8 protein-coding genes, 3 rRNA genes and 1 pseudogene are annotated in these 18,931 nt (G+C 62.7%); 3 read left to right on the forward strand and 9 right to left on the reverse strand.

Annotated features, from left to right (window positions below):
- Window positions 1-126: 126 nt before the first annotated feature.
- Window positions 127-1,548 (forward strand): DUF4032 domain-containing protein, encoded by a 1,422-nt coding sequence (locus MUN23_RS04655; protein WP_248762344.1) that lies wholly within the window; start codon window positions 127-129, stop codon window positions 1,546-1,548.
- 52 nt (window positions 1,549-1,600) lie between these two features.
- Here MUN23_RS04655 and MUN23_RS04660 read toward each other — a convergent pair whose 3' ends face one another.
- Entirely contained in the window at window positions 1,601-2,971 is a 1,371-nt protein-coding gene (locus MUN23_RS04660) for an FAD-binding oxidoreductase (protein WP_248762345.1), read from the reverse strand.
- Between the two features lie 201 nt (window positions 2,972-3,172).
- Between MUN23_RS04660 and MUN23_RS04665 the strand changes: the two genes are divergently transcribed.
- Complete coding sequence (locus tag MUN23_RS04665; protein ID WP_248762346.1) at window positions 3,173-4,933, forward strand: glycoside hydrolase family 13 protein; 1,761 nt, start codon at window positions 3,173-3,175, stop codon at window positions 4,931-4,933.
- Window positions 4,933-5,979, forward strand: a complete 1,047-nt coding sequence (locus MUN23_RS04670) for a LacI family DNA-binding transcriptional regulator (RefSeq protein ID WP_248762347.1) — start codon at window positions 4,933-4,935, stop codon at window positions 5,977-5,979. The genes MUN23_RS04665 and MUN23_RS04670 overlap by 1 nt, the downstream gene beginning before the upstream one ends.
- A gap of 66 nt (window positions 5,980-6,045) precedes the next feature.
- Here MUN23_RS04670 and MUN23_RS04675 read toward each other — a convergent pair whose 3' ends face one another.
- From MUN23_RS04675 to MUN23_RS04710, 8 genes and pseudogenes are all read right to left on the reverse strand, one after another.
- A complete protein-coding gene (locus MUN23_RS04675) occupies window positions 6,046-6,192 on the reverse strand; it encodes a hypothetical protein (protein WP_248764189.1) in 147 nt (48 codons plus the stop codon).
- A 21-nt stretch (window positions 6,193-6,213) separates the two neighbouring features.
- Complete coding sequence (locus MUN23_RS04680) at window positions 6,214-8,472, reverse strand: putative transposase (protein WP_248762124.1); 2,259 nt, start codon at window positions 8,470-8,472, stop codon at window positions 6,214-6,216.
- A 149-nt stretch (window positions 8,473-8,621) separates the two neighbouring features.
- Window positions 8,622-8,987, reverse strand: a pseudogene (locus tag MUN23_RS04685) (hypothetical protein); the annotation flags it as partial.
- A 211-nt stretch (window positions 8,988-9,198) separates the two neighbouring features.
- Window positions 9,199-9,315 (reverse strand): 5S ribosomal RNA (gene rrf / locus MUN23_RS04690).
- Between the two features lie 233 nt (window positions 9,316-9,548).
- Window positions 9,549-12,684: ribosomal RNA gene (locus MUN23_RS04695) — 23S ribosomal RNA — on the reverse strand.
- Between the two features lie 22 nt (window positions 12,685-12,706).
- A complete protein-coding gene (locus tag MUN23_RS04700; protein ID WP_248761709.1) occupies window positions 12,707-13,171 on the reverse strand; it encodes a hypothetical protein in 465 nt (154 codons plus the stop codon).
- 61 nt (window positions 13,172-13,232) lie between these two features.
- A 16S ribosomal RNA gene (locus tag MUN23_RS04705) occupies window positions 13,233-14,758 on the reverse strand.
- The 16S, 23S and 5S rRNA genes sit together here, the layout of an rRNA operon.
- A 465-nt stretch (window positions 14,759-15,223) precedes the next feature.
- Window positions 15,224-18,931: a 1,4-alpha-glucan branching enzyme gene (locus tag MUN23_RS04710; RefSeq protein WP_248762348.1), complete on the reverse strand. Its 3,708-nt coding sequence runs from the start codon at window positions 18,929-18,931 to the stop codon at window positions 15,224-15,226.

Consider the following 18,931-nt stretch of genomic DNA (forward strand, 5'->3'; position numbering starts at 1 on the left):
CCGGCGTGGGCCCATCCACCGGCGCCGAGATCTAACCGACGGCGGCCCTCCTTACTGGACGGGCCGCCGTCGCCGTTTAAGCCCGAGGTTTAGGCCAGCCGCCCCTCTGTACGAAAGAATTGACCCATGACCGACGAAAACAGTGCACAGTGGCACGACGAGCCCACGGACTACGCGCAGGTCGGCAAACTGCCGCGGTTCGAGGCAGCGAGTGCCAAGGATGACAAGGTCCTTGCCGCTTCCAGCTCGCTGAACATCACGGCGGCGTCCGCGGATCCCGAACTCCTGGACCTCCCCTGGCACATCGCACTGGAGGACTGGCCGGCTGAGAACCTCGCAGCGCTCCCCCGCGGCATCTCGCGGCACATTGTGCGTTTCGCGCACCTGGGCGGCTCCGTCATCGCCATCAAGGAAACGTCCGAGCATGTGGCCCGCCACGAGTACCACATGCTCCGCAAGCTGGCCCGCCTGGACGTCCCGTGCGTTGTCCCGGTAGCCGTCATCACGGGCCGGACCACCCTGGATGGGCGGCCGCTGAACCCCGTACTGGTCACCCGCCACCTGAAATTCTCCATGCCGTACCGGGCCCTGTTCTCGCAGATGCTCCGCAAGGACACCCTGACCAGGCTCATCGATGCCCAGGCCCTGCTGATGGTCCGGCTGCACCTCATCGGCTTCTACTGGGGCGACGTCTCGCTCTCCAATACGCTCTTCCGCCGTGACGCGGGCGCGTTCGCCGCCTACCTGGTGGACGCGGAAACCGGCGAGCTGTATCCCGATCTTTCCACCGGCCAGCGCGAGTACGATCTCGAGATTGCCCGGGTCAACATCGCCGGCGAGCTGATGGACCTCCTGGACGGCGGCCTGATCGAGGAAAAGGTGGACCCGGTGGCCACCAGCGAACTCATCATGGAGAGCTACCGGCGCCTGTGGACGGAACTGACCGAGAAGGAATCCTTCGAAATCGGCGAACGCTGGCGGGTGGCCGCCCGGATCCGGAAGCTTAATGAGCTCGGGTTCGACGTCGAGGAATACGCCATCAAGACCACCCAGAACGGTTCCACTATCCAGCTTCAGCCCAAGGTGGTCGACGCCGGACACCACCAGCGGCGGCTGCTGCGGCTGACCGGACTGGACGCCCAGGAGAACCAGGCCCGGCGCCTGCTCAATGACATGGACTCCTTCCGGGCGGACAACAACCCGGGGATGGACGAGGAATACAGCGCGCACCTCTGGGTCAGCCAGGTCTTCGAGCCGATTGTGCGTTCGATCCCCCGCGACCTGTCCCGCAAGCTGGAGCCGGCGGAGGCGGTCCACGAGGTGCTGGAGCACCGCTGGTACATGTCCGAGGAGCAGGCCCGCCACATTCCGCTCGCCGAGGCAGTGCAGTCCTACATCGAGTCCGTCCTGCGCCACCGCCGGGACGAGGCCGCCATCATGCTCAACCCGGATACTGCGATGCTGAAGATCCTCGAAGTGGAAACCGAGGAGTCCTCCCGCTATGGCGCCGACGAAACCATCGAAGAGTACCCTGACGTCGACGACTGACGCGGGGCCGGCCTCGGCGGCAGCACGGTTGGGTTAATACAGCTAACAGCCTTTAGATGGCCTTGCCCGGATTCAAAATCCCTGCCGGGTCAAAGAGTTCCTTGATCCTGTGCTGGAGCTCCCTGACTGGCTCCGGCTGCTCCAGGCCCAGCCAGCGCAGCTTGTATTGGCCGATCCCGTGCTCCCCGGTGATGGTGCCGCCCATTTCGAGGGCAGCATCGATGGAGGCGTCCAGGGCACGGTTCAGCCGGGCCATGGCGTCAGCGTCCACCGCGTTGTCCTGGCGGTCTATCCAGAACGTGGGGTGCAGGTTGCCGTCGCCGGCGTGCGCCACCACCTTCAGGCTCACGCCATGTGTTGCCGCGAGGTCTTCCAACGCCGCCACGTAATCCACCAGGCGTGAGCGTGGCACGGCCACGTCCTCGCCCACACGGTATTCGTCATCCACCTCCACGCCCCGGCTGTTCCGGCGGAGTTCCACGAGCTGCTCGGCTTCCGCCGTGGATTCCGTGCTCACCGTTGCCCCGCCGGCCGCGAGAACGGAACGCACGACGTCGGCCTCCGCCGCTGCCCCGAACCCGTCGGTCTGGATCAGGAGCAGCGAACGGCCGCGGGAGCTCAGGTCGGAGCCGTGGAGATCGTCCAGCTGGGCCAGCGTCCCGCCGTCGAGCAGTTCCATGATGGCCGGCTGCACGCGGGCCCGGCCCACCGCCAGGACGCCGGCAGCGGCCTGCCTGAAGTCCGGGTAAAATGCGGCGATGGTGTGCACGTCACGGGGCAGGTACTTGAGCCGGACGGTCGCCCCCACCACGATCCCCAGAGTGCCCTCAGAGCCCACAAACAGTCCCGTCAGGTCGTAGCCCGCCACGCCCTTGAATGTCTGGTGGCCGGTGTGGATGAGGGACCCGTCGGCCAGCACCACATCCAGCGCCAGCACCGAGTCCCGGGTTACGCCGTACTTGGCGCAGCGCAGTCCCCCGGCATTCGTGGCAACGTTGCCGCCGATCGTGGAGGAACGGAAGCTCGCCGGATCCGGCGCGTACATCAGGCCATGCACTGCTGCGGCCTCGTTGAGGGCGGCGTTGACCACGCCGGGTTCGACGACAGCGGTCTCGTCGTCCGGGTTGAGGTCAAGAATGCGGTTCATCCGTTCCAGGGACACGACTACGCAATTCCTGCTCGCGTGCGCACCGCCGGACACGCCTGTTCCGGCTCCGCGGGCCACAACGGCGACGTTGAGGGCCGCACACAGCCTGACTACAGCCTGCACATCCGCCACAGACCCGGCGAAGACCACCGCCTCGGGGAGCTGGAAGTCCAGGATGGGGGCCTGGTCCACGGCATATCTCGCGAGCAGCTCCTCTTCGGTACTGACCCGCCCTGGCCCGAGGACGCCCACCAGCTCTTCAACCAAGCTGCCCACGCAGCCTCCCGTTCTGTCGTCGTTGTCGTCGTTCTCCCCCAGTCTAGGGCGGGCCACGACGTCGCAAACGCGTCACAATCCCGGGATGCTGCAAGCGTTTCCACAGGTCAGACCCATTTCTCCTAGAACACCGAATTGCATCAGCACATACATGCTGGAAGCGTTTCCATATCATGACGCTTCTCAACTAGGCTGATCGGCATGTCTGTTGATTCCGTGATCACCACCGCAGCTCCGCTGGCAGGTCCGCTGACCCTCATCCACGATGCCGACAACGCCCCTGGCTGGTGGCGCTCCGCCGTCATCTACCAGGTGTACCCGCGGTCTTTCCGGGACCTCAACGGCGACGGCATCGGCGATCTCGCCGGGATTACGGCGGAACTGCCGCAACTGGCAGAGCTGGATGTGGACGCTGTCTGGCTGTCCCCCTTCTACAAATCGCCGCAGCGCGATGCAGGCTATGACGTCAGCGATTACTGCGACGTGGATCCGATCTTCGGCACCCTGGGCGACTTCGACGTCATGATTGCCGAGGCCAACCGCTTGGGGCTGCGGGTCATCGTGGACCTGGTTCCCAACCACTGCTCGGACCAGCACGCGGCTTTCCAGGCAGCCCTCGCCTCCCCAGCAGGGAGCCCGGAGCGCGACATGTTCATCTTCCGGGACGGGGCGGGGCCTGAAGGCCACGAACCGCCCAACAACTGGCAGTCCCATTTCGGCGGTCCGGCCTGGACCCGGGTCACGGGGCCGGACGGCCAGCCGGACCAGTGGTACCTGCACCTGTTTGATTCCTCCCAGCCGGACTTCAACTGGGACAACCCGGCCGTGCACGCCGAATTTGAGCGGGTGCTCCGTTTCTGGCTGGACCGCGGCGTCTCCGGCTTCCGGGTGGACGTCGCCCACGCTTTGGTCAAGGCCCCGGGGCTGCCGGCCTGGGGCGGCCGGGCCGACGGCGGCAGCTCGGACGGCTTCCCCGGCCACGAGGCTCCGATGTTCGGCCAGCCGGCCCTGCACGACATCTTCCGGGCCTGGCGCCTGATCCTGGACGGGTACGGGCCGGACCGCATTCTGTGTGCCGAAGCCAACGTTGACCCACTCCCCCGCCTCGCCGACTGGGTCCGGTCCGATGAAATGCACCAGGCCTTCAACTTCCCCTACCTGCACGCCGGGCTGGACGTTAACCGGATGCGCAGTGTTATTACAGACTCGCTGACTGCCCTGGACGCAGTAGGAGCCCCCAGCACCTGGGTTCTCTCCAACCACGACGTGGTCCGGCATTCCAGCCGCTTTGGTTACAACGGGCCCGGTCCGCGCGATGGCGACGGCATCGGTGCGGCCGATCCGCAGCCGGATACAGCCCTGGGCCGTCGGCGTGCAGCCGCCGCCTCCCTGTTTATGCTGGGACTGCCCGGCGCCGCCTACCTGTACCAGGGTGAGGAGCTCGGCCTGCCGGACGGCATCGATATTCCGGAGCACCTGCGGCAGGATCCCACGTTCGCACGCACCGGAGGGGCCCGGCTGGGCCGCGACGGCTGCCGGGTTCCCCTCCCGTGGCGCAGCACAGAACGGCACCTGGGCTTTGGCTCTGGCCAGGATCCCTGGCTTCCCTTGCCGGCGAGCTTCGCGGACCTGGCACGGGACGCACAGGCCGCATCGCCGTCGTCGCATCTTTCCCTGTACCGGAACATGCTGGCGCTGCGCCGCGAACTTGACCTGGGCAGGGGGTCACTGGCTTGGGCCGACGACTGGTGCACAGGCTCGTCCCTGGCGTATGTGAACGGCGATACGCTGGTGCTTATGAACCTCAACCACGAACCACTGGAGATGCCGGCAGGCAACGTCCTGGTCCGCAGCGCTGGCCCTGACTCTGACGCCGGCACTGACTCCGGCTCGCGCGCAGCCCACTTCCTGGCATCCGGAGAAACCGCGTGGCTCCGGATTGGCGGAGACGGCGCAGCCTAGTGGGACTTGCGGGCATCAAGGACGTTGCCGACCGCGCCGGGCTGTCGATCGCCACTGTGTCGCGGGCGCTCAGTGGCAAAGCGAACGTGTCGGCCAAAAGCAGGCAGCTGGCAAAGGCAGCGGCCGACGAACTGGGCTTCGTCCCGTCATACCATGCGTCGAGCCTGGCCTCAGGCCGCAACCACAACGTGGGTCTGGTGGTCCCGTCCATCCACCGCTGGTACTTCTCGTCCGTGGTGGAGGGCGTGTCCGGCACCTTGCTCGACGCCGGCTACGACCTCACCCTCTACAACGTGGGTGACCGGCCGGAACGCCGCCGCAGCGTCCTCAACGACTTCCTGCTCCGTAAGCGGCTGGATGCGGTCATCGCTGTGGCACTGGTCCTGAGCGAGACCGAAATCAACCAGCTCCTGGCAATCCACCGCCCGATCGTCGGCATCGGCGGCGCCCTGGCCGGCGCCTCCACCATCAGGATTGATGACGCCAGCCTGGCTCGGACAGCCACCGAGCACCTCCTCGGGCTGGGCCACACCCGGATCGCACACATCACCGGCGAGGCCGAACTGAACCAGGACTTCAAACTGCCGGGGATACGCCGGGCGGGCTTTGAGGCAGCAATGCAGGCCGCGGGGCACACTGTCCGCCCCGAATGGGTAGTGTCCGCGGACTTCACCATCCAGGGCGCCTACGCCAGTGCCCGCAATCTCCTGGCCTCCCCGGCCGGGCGGCCCACAGCAGTTTTTGCCGCCTCCGATGAGATGGCCATCGGCGCCATCCTCGCCGCGCGCGACTTCGGCCTGCGCGTGCCACAGGATCTCTCCGTGATCGGCATGGACGGACACGAACTCGGCGAAGTCTTTGGGCTGACCACCATCAACCAGGATGCGCGCGGCCAGGGCGCCCTGGCGGCCCGCATGCTGTTGGAAACGCTCGACGCCGGCGCGAAGCGGCCTGACAAGGGCACGCCACCGTCAGCAGCGGCCACCGACCGGGAGTACCCTACGGAGTTCCTCGTCCGGAACAGCACGGCCGTCCCGCCGGCCTGACCGTGCCCCTCAGTCCATCCTGAGCTGGGTCCGTCCCAAGCTGCTCTTCAGGGCCGGCCGTCAGGCCTAAGCTTCCCCGCCCATGAACCTCACGAAACGGTCCAGCACCTTCGGCCAGCCGGCAGCATAGTCGGCGCGAGCTGCGGCAGGATCCTCCGCACCTTCCCAGCCGTTGTGGACCAGGCGCAGCTCGGTCCCCAGGGCTCCTGACATGGTGAGCTATTGCGTGTGGGGTCAGGCGTGGTTTTTGATTTCGTAGCGCAGAATTAGCCCGGTGCCGGGGTAGCGGGTTTGGGTGGTGGTGAGGTGCTGGCAGAGCTCGCCGATTGCCGCCGTGGCCCGCGCCGTGGGGAGTGGGTCCAGCCGGATCGTGAGGTAGCCGGGGGTGGTGGTGTCGATATCGCCGCTGCCGGTGAGCGCGTGCCGTGCCAGTGTGTGGGCTTCTTCGGCGGCGCGGGCGTAGCCGGTGTTGGTCCGGATTTCCCGGGCGAGGGTGGTGGCGGTGTTGAATGCGGCCATCCTGATCGCGTGGGTGATGAGTTTGGTCTCGGTGTCGAGGATTTGTTGGCCGGGTGAGAGTGCTCCCAACGGAACTCTGACGGGGATCTTCTGGTGGGCGGTTTCTGCCTGGCCCAGAGCGGTTTCCGCGGCCCAGAGTGGCGCGGTGACCTGGTTGTGCATGGCGTTGGTGATGGTGACTTCGTTGGTGCCTGGGGCTGGTGTCCGCAGCGCGAGCATCGCGGCGTCTGTTCGGGCCAGGACCTGGTCGTAGTGGGCGCGGGCGGCGACGACTTTTTGGTAGGCCTTTTTCTTGTCCGGGTTGGGCACTGACCTTTCGGGGTCATCATCGGTGGAGGTGTAGGCGTCGTGGGAGTCCAGGTCGAAATGGATGCGGGCGTAGCGGAAGTAGTTTTCCTGCCGCCAGCGGGACCCCATCCGGTAGATCACCTCACCGGCAGGCGTCCCCTGATCGGTGGTGAGGATGTGGATCTGCCGGGTTGCCCCGCCCCTGACCGGGACAATCCGGCTGATCTGTCGCATCCGGAACGCTTCCCCGGTGGTGGCCAGGGCCAGATCAACGGCCGTGTCCGCCGCGTTCCAGGTCCTCGTTTCCCCGTGGGTGTCCACATGGGCGACCTCGGTGAAGCTGTCCTCGGGGATGTCCGCCGTGGTGCCTTTGCGCCAGGTCAGGACGTCGAAGCCGGCCTCGTCCATGTGCTTGAAGAGCGCCGGTGACCAGCCTCCCCGGTCAAAACCAACCAGCACCCGCCGGGAGTCTCCGATGATGGTGCGCAGCTGCGGCAGCAGGGCCCGCAGTTCACCGGTCAGGGCGGTGCCGGGTTTGGCCATGACGACCAGCACCGGGGAACCGTGCGCGTCAGAGACCCAGGTTTCCTCGGTCGCCGGGACCGGGAACTTCAGCCTCGTGGAATGGACCTTCCCGATTTTCTTGGTGCCCTGGTAGGCGCGGACGTGCCCGTCAACATAGAGAACAGCAGCCAGATCCCCGCCCTCACCACCGCGCTCACTATCGCCCCCTGGGTGGAGGTGGTGGATGGCGAGGGCGGTGAGCAGGTCACCGGCCTTACCGGTCTGGGCCAGGAACCCGATTTTGCGGCGGATGGTTTTTACTTCCGGGGCCCGGTCCAGGCCCAACACCCGGCCCAGGGCCACGGGATCGATCCGGGTGGCGCCTTCGGCACGGGGTTCCCCGGCCAGGGCCCGCAACACGGCGTCAAGGAGCATGGTTTCCAGCCCGTAAAACCCGTCCGGCAACGCCGAGAACGTTGCCTTCGCGCAGGCCAACAGCCCGGTGGCCTCCAGCGCCGGCAAGGCCAGAAACAGCCCGGCCAACGGCACCCGGGCCGCCGGGGCAAACACCGGGACCGCGCATTCGAGGAGCCCGGAACGGGCTGCTGCCCGTTCCCCGGAACGATCCGTCGGCTCCGGCAGCACGGGCAACACCAGCTGGGTCGGCGACGTTGATGCGCCGGGCGCTGATCCGCCTTTGTTAGCGCTGATTTGGCCGGCTTCCGGGGTGTTTGACTCATCGCCGGCGAGGGCGCGCCGGACAGTGTCGGTGGAGACCCCGGCCGCTGCAGCCGTTGCCCGCAGGCTCGCACCACCGGCACGCAGGCGGCGGATCTCGGCCGCTTTCTCCCCGGTCAGCACCGTCGGGCCCTTGGGGCCTTTCTTCACCGGCGCCAACGCGGAGACGCCCTCGCCGGTAAGACTGACCCGCCAGCGCCGCAAGGATTCCGGGGTGACGCCAAAGCCTGCCGCTACCTCGTTGACCCGGGCGGCGCCGGTCCGCACCAACTGCACCGCGGCCAGGCGGCGCAGGTCATCCTGGCCGGCATCCCACACCCAGCACAACTGGCCATTGAGGAAAACCTTGCCGCCGTGCGTCTCATTTTCCAGCAACGCCGCGGAGGATCCGATCAACACGGCACCGAGGTCCTCGATCAACGGCAGGGGCATCTGGGTTGGCATCAGACCCATCTTCCCACCTCCATCACCAGCAAAATAGTCACACTCTTATTATCTCACATTGAGGGCATGATTAAAAGACTTTGGCCCGCAAGAATCCCCGGAAACTCAACAAATCACCCACACGGACCCCCAGCCATGTCAGGAGCCCTGGTCCCGGACTCCACGGCCCTGAATGCGACTCGCAGCTCGGTGGACCAGATAGCGGTGGTCCCGGGATGCCAGGACGCGTGGAAGGAAAGCGGCGGCTGCCAGTCATCTATGGAACCCCAGACGGCGGTCCTGCCGTCGTCAGCTGTCTCCACGATGAGGTTCTCTTCAAACTCAACGTAAGATCCTGCGCCGTACACACCGTGTGAATCCAGTGGCCACCACAAGTGCGTGTGATCCGTGAAACCGGCGAACGCCTGCGCCACCGGCCCCGGCACTGTGACAGTGCAGATGACAGGTTCAAGGTTCTCTGCGGGCTCAACTGAAGCGGGGACGGCGTCGTCCGCGTGGCTGAAAAGGTTCTCCATGGACGCCAACTCTACGCGGCTCCAGCATCCGCCACAGTCGATGCTCTCGCAGTTTCTGCGGGTTTCCGGCGGATGCTCTGTCAGTTCGGGTGCCGGGTTGTGTGGTGCGCGACGGCGGAGCGTGTGGTGGCGTCCCGGGCTGGTGTGTGGTGGTGTTTAAATGGGAGAGCCCCCCAACCTGGTGGTTGGGGGGCTCTCGACCGTAATGATGTTCCGGCGGTGACCTACTCTCCCACACCCTCCCGGGTGCAGTACCATCGGCGCTGTGGGTCTTAGCTTCCGGGTTCGGAATGGGACCGGGCGTTTCCCCCACGCTATGACCGCCGTAACCCTTGCTCCGCACCCGTTGGCTGTGCCGTGGGGTGGGAAATCTGTGGTTACAACATGCTTCCTGCCGGTGAGGGCAGGTGTGGTGTTGTTATTGTGTTGTGTTTTTGTTCCCTGCAACAAGCCGGTGTCGGGTTTGTTGTTTGGGAACCACATAGTGGACGCAAGCAGTCTTGTTATCTTCGTACCACCCCTGGGTGTAAACCTCTTTTGAATAGGTTTACGGGGTGGTGTGTGGTGTAAGTTATCGGCCTATTAGTACCGGTCAGCTTCACGAGTCGTTAGTCCTCGCTTCCACATCCGGCCTATCAACCCAGTGGTCTGGCTGGGGGCCTCTCACACACAAGGTGTATGGAAATCTCATCTCGAAGCGAGCTTCCCGCTTAGATGCTTTCAGCGGTTATCCCATCCGAACGTAGCTAATCAGCGGTGCACTTGGCAGTACAACTGACACACCAGAGGTTCGTCCGTCCCGGTCCTCTCGTACTAAGGACAGCCCTTCTCAAATTTCCTGCGCGCGCAGCGGATAGGGACCGAACTGTCTCACGACGTTCTAAACCCAGCTCGCGTACCGCTTTAATGGGCGAACAGCCCAACCCTTGGGACCTACTCCAGCCCCAGGATGCGACGAGCCGACATCGAGGTGCCAAACCATGCCGTCGATATGGACTCTTGGGCAAGATCAGCCTGTTATCCCCGAGGTACCTTTTATCCGTTGAGCGACGGCCATTCCACAATGTACCGCCGGATCACTAGTCCCGACTTTCGTCCCTGCTCGAGATGTCTCTCTCACAGTCAAGCTCCCTTGTGCACTTACACTCGACACCTGATTGCCAACCAGGCTGAGGGAACCTTTGGGCGCCTCCGTTACTTTTTAGGAGGCAACCGCCCCAGTTAAACTACCCATCAGGCACTGTCCCTGACCCGGATTACGGGCCGAAGTTAGATGTCCAAAGTGACCAGAGTGGTATTTCAACGATGACTCCACCCGAACTGGCGTCCGGGCTTCAACGTCTCCCACCTATCCTACACAAGCCACTCCGAACACCAATACCAAACTATAGTAAAGGTCTCGGGGTCTTTCCGTCCTGCTGCGCGTAACGAGCATCTTTACTCGTACTGCAATTTCGCCGAGTTTATGGTTGAGACAGCGGGGAAGTCGTTACTCCATTCGTGCAGGTCGGAACTTACCCGACAAGGAATTTCGCTACCTTAGGATGGTTATAGTTACCACCGCCGTTTACTGGGGCTTGAATTCTCAGCTTCGCCGTAAGGCTAACCGGTCCTCTTAACCTTCCAGCACCGGGCAGGAGTCAGTCCGTATACATCGTCTTGCGACTTCGCACGGACCTGTGTTTTTAGTAAACAGTCGCTTCCCCCTGGTCTCTGCGGCCCCGATCCCCTCCCACCAGCAAGTGGTGTTCAAGGTTGGGGCCCCCCTTCTCCCGAAGTTACGGGGGCATTTTGCCGAGTTCCTTAACCATAATTCTCTCGATCGCCTTAGTATTCTCTACCTGATCACCTGTGTCGGTTTGGGGTACGGGCGGCTAAAACCTCGCGTCGATGCTTTTCTCGGCAGCATAGGATCACCAAATCCCCCCGTGAGGGGGTCCCATCAGATCTCAGGCATCATGAACGGCGGATTTGCCTACCGTTCGCCCTACATCCTTAGACCGGGACAACCATCGCCCGGCTTGGCTACCTTCCTGCGTCACACCTGTTAATACGCTTGCCTCCCAGGATCAGGTCCCGCGCTCCACCAAAACCCACATCACCCCGAAGGGTGGGCGGGCAGGCATCGGGCGGTTAGTATCCCCTGTTCAACATGGACGGTTTTTCGCCGGTACGGGAATATCAACCCGTTGTCCATCGACTACGCCTGTCGGCCTCGCCTTAGGTCCCGACTTACCCAGGGCAGATTAGCTTGACCCTGGAACCCTTGATCATTCGGCGGACGGGTTTCTCACCCGTCTTTCGCTACTCATGCCTGCATTCTCACTCGTGTAGGCTCCACCGCTGGTTTACACCGCGACTTCACTGCCCACACGACGCTCCCCTACCACTCCAGACGCCTGAACCAACCCACAAGGGGCGGCTTAGCTAATATCTGAAATCCACAACTTCGGCGGTGTACTTGAGCCCCGCTACATTGTCGGCGCGGAATCACTTGACCAGTGAGCTATTACGCACTCTTTTAAGGATGGCTGCTTCTAAGCCAACCTCCTGGTTGTCTTCGCAACTCCACATCCTTTCCCACTTAGCACACGCTTAGGGGCCTTAGTTGGTGGTCTGGGCTGTTTCCCTCTCGACTATGAAGCTTATCCCCCACAGTCTCACTGCTGCGCTCTCACTTACCGGCATTCGGAGTTTGGCTGACGTCAGTAACCTTGTAGGGCCCATTAGCCATCCAGTAGCTCTACCTCCAGCAAGAAACACGCAACGCTGCACCTAAATGCATTTCGGGGAGAACCAGCTATCACGAAGTTTGATTGGCCTTTCACCCCTACCCACAGCTCATCCCCTCCATTTTCAACTGAAGTGGGTTCGGTCCTCCACGACGTCTTACCGTCGCTTCAACCTGGCCATGGGTAGATCACTTCGCTTCGGGTCTAGATCACGCCACTGCAACGCCCTATTCAGACTCGCTTTCGCTACGGCTTCCCCACACGGGTTAACCTCGCGACGTAACACTAACTCGCAGGCTCATTCTTCAAAAGGCACGCCGTCACAACTACAAGGTTGCTCCGACGGATTGTAAGCACACGGTTTCAGGTACTGTTTCACTCCCCTCCCGGGGTACTTTTCACCTTTCCCTCACGGTACTGGTCCGCTATCGGTCATTAGGGAGTATTTAGGCTTATCAGGTGGTCCTGACAGATTCACACGGGATTTCTCGGGCCCCGTGCTACTTGGGATACTCTCCAGGCGGCACAAAACATTTCGGTTACGGGGCTCACACCCTCTCTGGCCGGCCTTTCAAGACCGTTCACCTATGCCTGCACATCACACCTCACCAGTCCGGCAGAACTGGTATGGAAAGTCCCACAACCCCGACCATGCAACGCCCGCCGGCTATCACACATGGAACGGTTTAGCCTGATCCGCGTTCGCTCGCCACTACTGACGGAATCACTATTGTTTTCTCTTCCTGCGGGTACTGAGATGTTTCACTTCCCCGCGTTCCCTCCACGCACCCTATGTGTTCAGATGCGGGTCACCAGGCAGCTCGCGCCCCTGGCGGGGTTTCCCCATTCGGACACCCTGGGATCACAGTCCGGTTATCGACTCCCCCAGGCTTATCGCAGATTCCTACGTCCTTCTTCGGCTCCTAATGCCAAGGCATCCACCGTGTGCTCTTAAAAACTTGACCACAAAAGATCAAAAAAACTAATTTACGAGAGAACCACGAAAACCACCCGGACACCACCACCACAACCCGAAGGCCACAGCAACAGACGCCCGGACAGATCCAGGTTCATAATTCTTGGAAATTGCTTCTTATAAAAGATGCTCGCGTCCACTATGTAGTTCTCAAACAACAACCCCAAACCACACACCCCACACACCAGCACCCCACAAAAGGAGAACCAAACGCGCATGATCGATGCAGCCAGGAAACCAGAAACAAACAAACCCGACAAAACACACCACAACCCGTAAGCTGCAGCCCATCCTCCCGGCCCTGTTGCCTCAGGACCCAACAGTGTGCCAAACACTACCCAACAACCCATCCCCGCCGCTTTCCAGGACCCCCGAAGGAATCCGTACTCGCTGCCGGCATGTGCCACCAGGCACCTATTCGTTGATATTCCACCCTTGAGCACCCGCCGCAGAACAATCGTCTGCGCAACGGGCATATACTCCTGACAAACCCCCACACCACATACATGGCATGAACAATCCGTAGGTGCTCCTTAGAAAGGAGGTGATCCAGCCGCACCTTCCGGTACGGCTACCTTGTTACGACTTAGTCCCAATCGCCAGTCCCACCTTCGACAGCTCCCTCCCACAAGGGGTTAGGCCACCGGCTTCGGGTGTTACCAACTTTCGTGACTTGACGGGCGGTGTGTACAAGGCCCGGGAACGTATTCACCGCAGCGTTGCTGATCTGCGATTACTAGCGACTCCGACTTCATGGGGTCGAGTTGCAGACCCCAATCCGAACTGAGACCGGCTTTTTGGGATTAGCTCCACCTCACAGTATCGCAACCCTTTGTACCGGCCATTGTAGCATGCGTGAAGCCCAAGACATAAGGGGCATGATGATTTGACGTCGTCCCCACCTTCCTCCGAGTTGACCCCGGCAGTCTCCTATGAGTCCCCGCCATAACGCGCTGGCAACATAGAACGAGGGTTGCGCTCGTTGCGGGACTTAACCCAACATCTCACGACACGAGCTGACGACAACCATGCACCACCTGTAAACCGACCGCAAGCGGGGCACCTGTTTCCAGGTATTTCCGGTTCATGTCAAGCCTTGGTAAGGTTCTTCGCGTTGCATCGAATTAATCCGCATGCTCCGCCGCTTGTGCGGGCCCCCGTCAATTCCTTTGAGTTTTAGCCTTGCGGCCGTACTCCCCAGGCGGGGCACTTAATGCGTTAGCTACGGCGCGGAAAACGTGGAATGTCCCCCACACCTAGTGCCCAACGTTTACGGCATGGACTACCAGGGTATCTAATCCTGTTCGCTCCCCATGCTTTCGCTCCTCAGCGTCAGTTAATGCCCAGAGACCTGCCTTCGCCATCGGTGTTCCTCCTGATATCTGCGCATTTCACCGCTACACCAGGAATTCCAGTCTCCCCTACATCACTCTAGTCTGCCCGTACCCACCGCAGATCCGGAGTTGAGCCCCGGACTTTCACGGCAGACGCGACAAACCGCCTACGAGCTCTTTACGCCCAATAATTCCGGATAACGCTTGCGCCCTACGTATTACCGCGGCTGCTGGCACGTAGTTAGCCGGCGCTTCTTCTGCAGGTACCGTCACTTTCGCTTCTTCCCTACTGAAAGAGGTTTACAACCCGAAGGCCGTCATCCCTCACGCGGCGTCGCTGCATCAGGCTTTCGCCCATTGTGCAATATTCCCCACTGCTGCCTCCCGTAGGAGTCTGGGCCGTGTCTCAGTCCCAGTGTGGCCGGTCACCCTCTCAGGCCGGCTACCCGTCGTCGCCTTGGTGAGCCATTACCTCACCAACAAGCTGATAGGCCGCGAGTCCATCCAAAACCACAATAAAGCTTTCCACCCCCCACCATGCGATGAGGAGTCATATCCGGTATTAGACCCAGTTTCCCAGGCTTATCCCAGAGTTAAGGGCAGGTTACTCACGTGTTACTCACCCGTTCGCCACTAATCACCGGTGCAAGCACCGGGTCATCGTTCGACTTGCATGTGTTAAGCACGCCGCCAGCGTTCATCCTGAGCCAGGATCAAACTCTCCGTTGAAGTAAAACAGACACAACCACCAACCCCGGAAATAACAGGATAAAATGGCTGCACAAAATTTGAAACCAGCTGTAAAAACCAGACCACACCACGGGGTGGCATAATCCAGTCAATTCAACCAATTCAATACAATAAATTGGTATCAACAAACTTGGCACACTATTGAGTTCTCAAACAACAGACACACCCGGCACCACCACAACCAATCGGCCGTGGATCGCTCCGGAGCAACTTTTCAAACTTACCCGCTGGTCTCACTCTTGTCAAACCGGCATCCGCGACGTTCTCAGCCTGAGGCTTTCGTGTCGGTTTTTTCGGTCTGACTCCGTGGAGCAGCGCGGAAATAAACTCTACCACCACTTTGCCGGGATGGCCAACCAAGCCCCGAACAGCTCCCTGCACCCCCACCCCGAGGGCAGCAAAAAGCCCGGAATCTCAAGGAATTCCGGGCTTTTCGCCGCGCACTTAAGAGAGCGGGTTCACACTATTCGGTCCGCTGGCCGCCAAGGGAACGGGCTTGAAGTACGCCGCACCCAGGGGCGGCAGCGTCACGGTCAACGATGCCGGCTGGCCATCAAGCCCTTCGTCCAGGGCAATCAGCTCGCCGCCATTCAAAACACCTGAACCGCCATAGGCCGCGGCATCAGTGTTGAGCACTTCGGTCCAGGCCCCGGCAGCGGGAACGCCGAGGACATAGCCCACATGCGGCCCGCCGGAGAAGTTGACGGCGCACACCAACGGATTGCCGTCCTTGTCCCAGCGGACAAACGTCAGGACATTGCGGTCGGCGTCCCCACCGTTGATCCATTGGAAACCACCGGGCTCGTTGTCCCGCGCGTAGAGGGCCGGCGTCGAGCTGTAGAGCTCGTTGAGGTCCTTGGTGAGGAGCTGCAATCCGCGGTGCGCCGGAATGTCGGCCAGGTACCAGTCCAGTCCGTGCTGCTCGGACCATTCAGCCTCCTGGCCGAATTCGGTGCCCATAAAAATGAGCTGCTTTCCCGGGTGCGCCCACTGGTAGGCAAAGAAGGCGCGCAGGTTGGCCAGTTGCTGCCAGCGGTCCCCCGGCATCTTCCGGAGCATGGAGCCCTTGCCGTGCACTACTTCGTCGTGGCTGATGGGGAGCAGGAAGTTCTCGGTGAACGCGTAGACCATGGAAAACGTCAACGTACCGTGGTGCCACTTCCGGTTGACGGGGTCCTCGGAGGCGTACTTGAGGGAGTCGTGCATCCAGCCCATGTTCCACTTGAGCCCGAAGCCGAGGCCACCGTGGCTTGTGGGGGCGGTGACACCGGGGAAAGCCGTGGACTCTTCGGCGATCATCACCGCGCCCGGGTGGGTCTTGTAGACGGTGGCGTTGACTTCCTGGAGGAAGGAAATGGCTTCCAGGTTCTCGCGTCCGCCAAAGCGGTTGGGCGACCACTGCCCGTCTTCGCGCGAATAGTCCAGGTACAGCATCGAGGCCACCGCATCAACCCGGAGTCCGTCGATGTGGAACTCATCAAGCCAGTACAGCGCGTTGGACACCAGGAAGTTCCGCACCTCGGTGCGGCCGAAGTCGAAGATCAGCGTTCCCCAGTCAGGGTGCTCGCCCAGGTTCGGGTCGGCGTGCTCGTACAGGGGTTCGCCGTCGAACTGGGCCAGTGCCCAGGCATCCTTGGGGAAGTGCGCCGGGACCCAGTCCAGCAGAACACCGATTCCGGCCTGGTGCAGGGAATCCACCAGGAACCGGAATTCATCCGGATGGCCAAAGCGGGACGTCGGCGCAAAGTAGGACGTCACCTGGTAGCCCCAGGAGCCGCCGAAGGGATGTTCGGCCACGGGCATGAACTCAACGTGCGTGAAGCCCAGCCATTTGACGTACTCCACCAGCTCCTTGGCGAGCTCTCGGTAGCCCAGGCCAAGGCGCCAGGATCCGAGGTGGACCTCGTAGGCGCTCATCGGCGAATTGTGCGGGTCACGCTGGGCGCGTGCCGCCATCCATTCGGCGTCCTTGAAAACGTAGGACGGTTCCACTACGCGAGACGCCGTCAGCGGCGGGACTTCGGTCCCGAACGCCAGGGGGTCCGCCTTTTCGACCCAGTGCCCGCTCTTGGACTTGATCTCGAATTTGTAGCACGCCCCTGCTAAAACGCCGGGAAGGAAGACTTCCCACACGCCTGATGACCCCAGCGAGCGGAGCGAATTTTCGCGGCCGTCCCAGGCATTGAAATCGCCCTTGACGCGGACCGCCTGCGCGTTCGGTGCCCAGACGGCAAAGGAGACGCCGTCAACATCACCGAGCGAGGACTTGTAGTGCTGGACGTGCGCGCCCAGGACTTCCCAGAGTTTCTCGTGCCGGCCCTCGCCGATCAGGTGCAGGTCCACTTCACCCACCGTGGGCAGGTAACGGTACGGCTCATCCACCGTCAGCGGCGCGGCACCGGCGTAGGTGACTTCCAGCCGGTAGTCGGGGACGTGGCCGGCCTGCAGCGGTTCGAGGACTGCCACCCATACCCCGTTGTTTTCGTGGGTCATGGGCACTGAGCCCACGGCAGTCACCACGCTCACCGCCTCCGCGAGGTGCTTAAGCGTCCGGACCGTCACATGGCCGTGGTCGTCCAGGTGGGCGCCGAGCACTGAGTGGGGTGCGTGGTGTTCGCCGTTCGCCACGCGGGCCAACGTGTCCGGGTCCACGTGAAGAGGCACCCGGGGCCGGTCTGTACGTGCTGAGCCTGTCATTTTGATACCTTCCGATGCTGCCCCGGCCTGATCGCCGGAGCCTTTAACGCTGAGGAGCCGCCTGGACGCATTCGTTGGAATGGCCAGCCAGTCAGGTCTGTTCCGCAATTCATATATGACTTCGTAAAGGGCCTTGTCCAGCCACAATGCCACAAAGAGCGGTGAAGTCCGGTCGATGGTGCCGGGTGTGACTGCGGCATAGCCGGCAAGGAACGCGTCCGCGCAATCATCGACCCAGGACGCCGGAACACGGGCACCCTGATATTCGCGTTCCGCCGCGCCTGCCGCGTAGTCGAAGGAACGCAGCATCCCCACCACGTCCCGGAGCGGAACATCGGGGAAGTTGCGTTCGGCGATGGGCCGCAGTGGCTCACCTTCAAAATCAAGGATGGCCCACCGGCCGGGCTGGCCGCCGTGGCCGGGGACCTGCAGGATCTGCCCGAGGTGGAGATCGCCGTGGATCCGCTGCAGCGGCCCTGCCGGCACGCCATCGAGCTCGCCAAGCAGAGCCCCTAGCGCGTCGTCGTAAGGCCCGACGGCGGCACCGGCTTCCGCCCATGCCTGCCGGACCCGCTGGGCTACTCCGGGCGCAATGAGCTGACCCGGGGCCGGTTCAACCGCCGTGCCGAGCGCTTCCGCCAGCCGCCGGTGGACCGTTGCTGTGGCAGCGCCCAGGGCATGCGCCTCGGCGGTGAAATCGGCACCGATGCGCGCGGCATCCACGGCAAGGCGCCACGCATCGCGGCCGCCGGCGAGGAATTCGTGGACTACGGCAAGCTCGCCCTGCGATGACGTCCGTGCCGGGAGCCCCGGTGACGCCGGCGCTTGCCATTCCCCGCGGACCCACCCCAGCGTGGCCGGAACCTCGAAGGTGCCCTGGGCAGTCAGTGCCGCCCCTACCTCGACCTCAGGGTTGATCCCTGCGGAGAGGACGCGGAAGAATTTCACGATCGCCGCGGACTCGCCGTCGTCAACAATGACAGAGCTGTTGGACTGCTCGCCGGACAGGACTTTGACCATTCCGTGGGCGGTAGGCAGCCGGTGCTCCGACCGGGTGCGGTGGCCCGTCGCCGAACCCGTGCTCGAGCCCGCTTCGGACCGGATCAGCTCCAGCCAGGAGGACACAAAGGAAGGATCATGCACGGCGTCATAGATCCAGGCCATGCCGGCCCCGGGAGCCTGGCCCACCAGGGCCCGCTCCGCTCCGGCAAGCGGACTTGCCCGGTAACTCAGCGGGACCTGGACCACGTCAGTCCGGAGACCGCCGTCGGCCGTCCGGGAGGAAACAGCCAGCAGGAAGATCTCCAGCCGGGCCTGCCCGGCGGCATCTTCAAGGCTCAGGCTGCCTGCCTGCTCCAGCGAAAAATCGGCTGTCTTCACGGGGAACCACCGCTGACGCGGAAGCCATTCGTGGAGGACAGCGCTCAGTGTGGCTGTGAGGGTGGGCTGGCCCAT

Origin of the sequence: Pseudarthrobacter sp. SSS035 (assembly GCF_023273875.1) — a bacterium.
Classification (GTDB): Bacteria; Actinomycetota; Actinomycetes; order Actinomycetales; family Micrococcaceae; genus Arthrobacter.

Coding starts and splice junctions, on each gene's coding strand:
- MUN23_RS04700 (WP_248761709.1), bottom strand. CDS start 13,171: ATGCCCGTTGCGCAGACGATTGTTCTGCGGCGGGTGCTCAAGGGTGGA.
- MUN23_RS04675 (WP_248764189.1), bottom strand. CDS start 6,192: ATGTCAGGAGCCCTGGGGACCGAGCTGCGCCTGGTCCACAACGGCTGG.
- MUN23_RS04665 (WP_248762346.1), top strand. CDS start 3,173: ATGTCTGTTGATTCCGTGATCACCACCGCAGCTCCGCTGGCAGGTCCG.
- MUN23_RS04710 (WP_248762348.1), bottom strand. CDS start 18,931: ATGGGCCAGCCCACCCTCACAGCCACACTGAGCGCTGTCCTCCACGAA.
- MUN23_RS04655 (WP_248762344.1), top strand. CDS start 127: ATGACCGACGAAAACAGTGCACAGTGGCACGACGAGCCCACGGACTAC.
- MUN23_RS04680 (WP_248762124.1), bottom strand. CDS start 8,472: ATGCCAACCCAGATGCCCCTGCCGTTGATCGAGGACCTCGGTGCCGTG.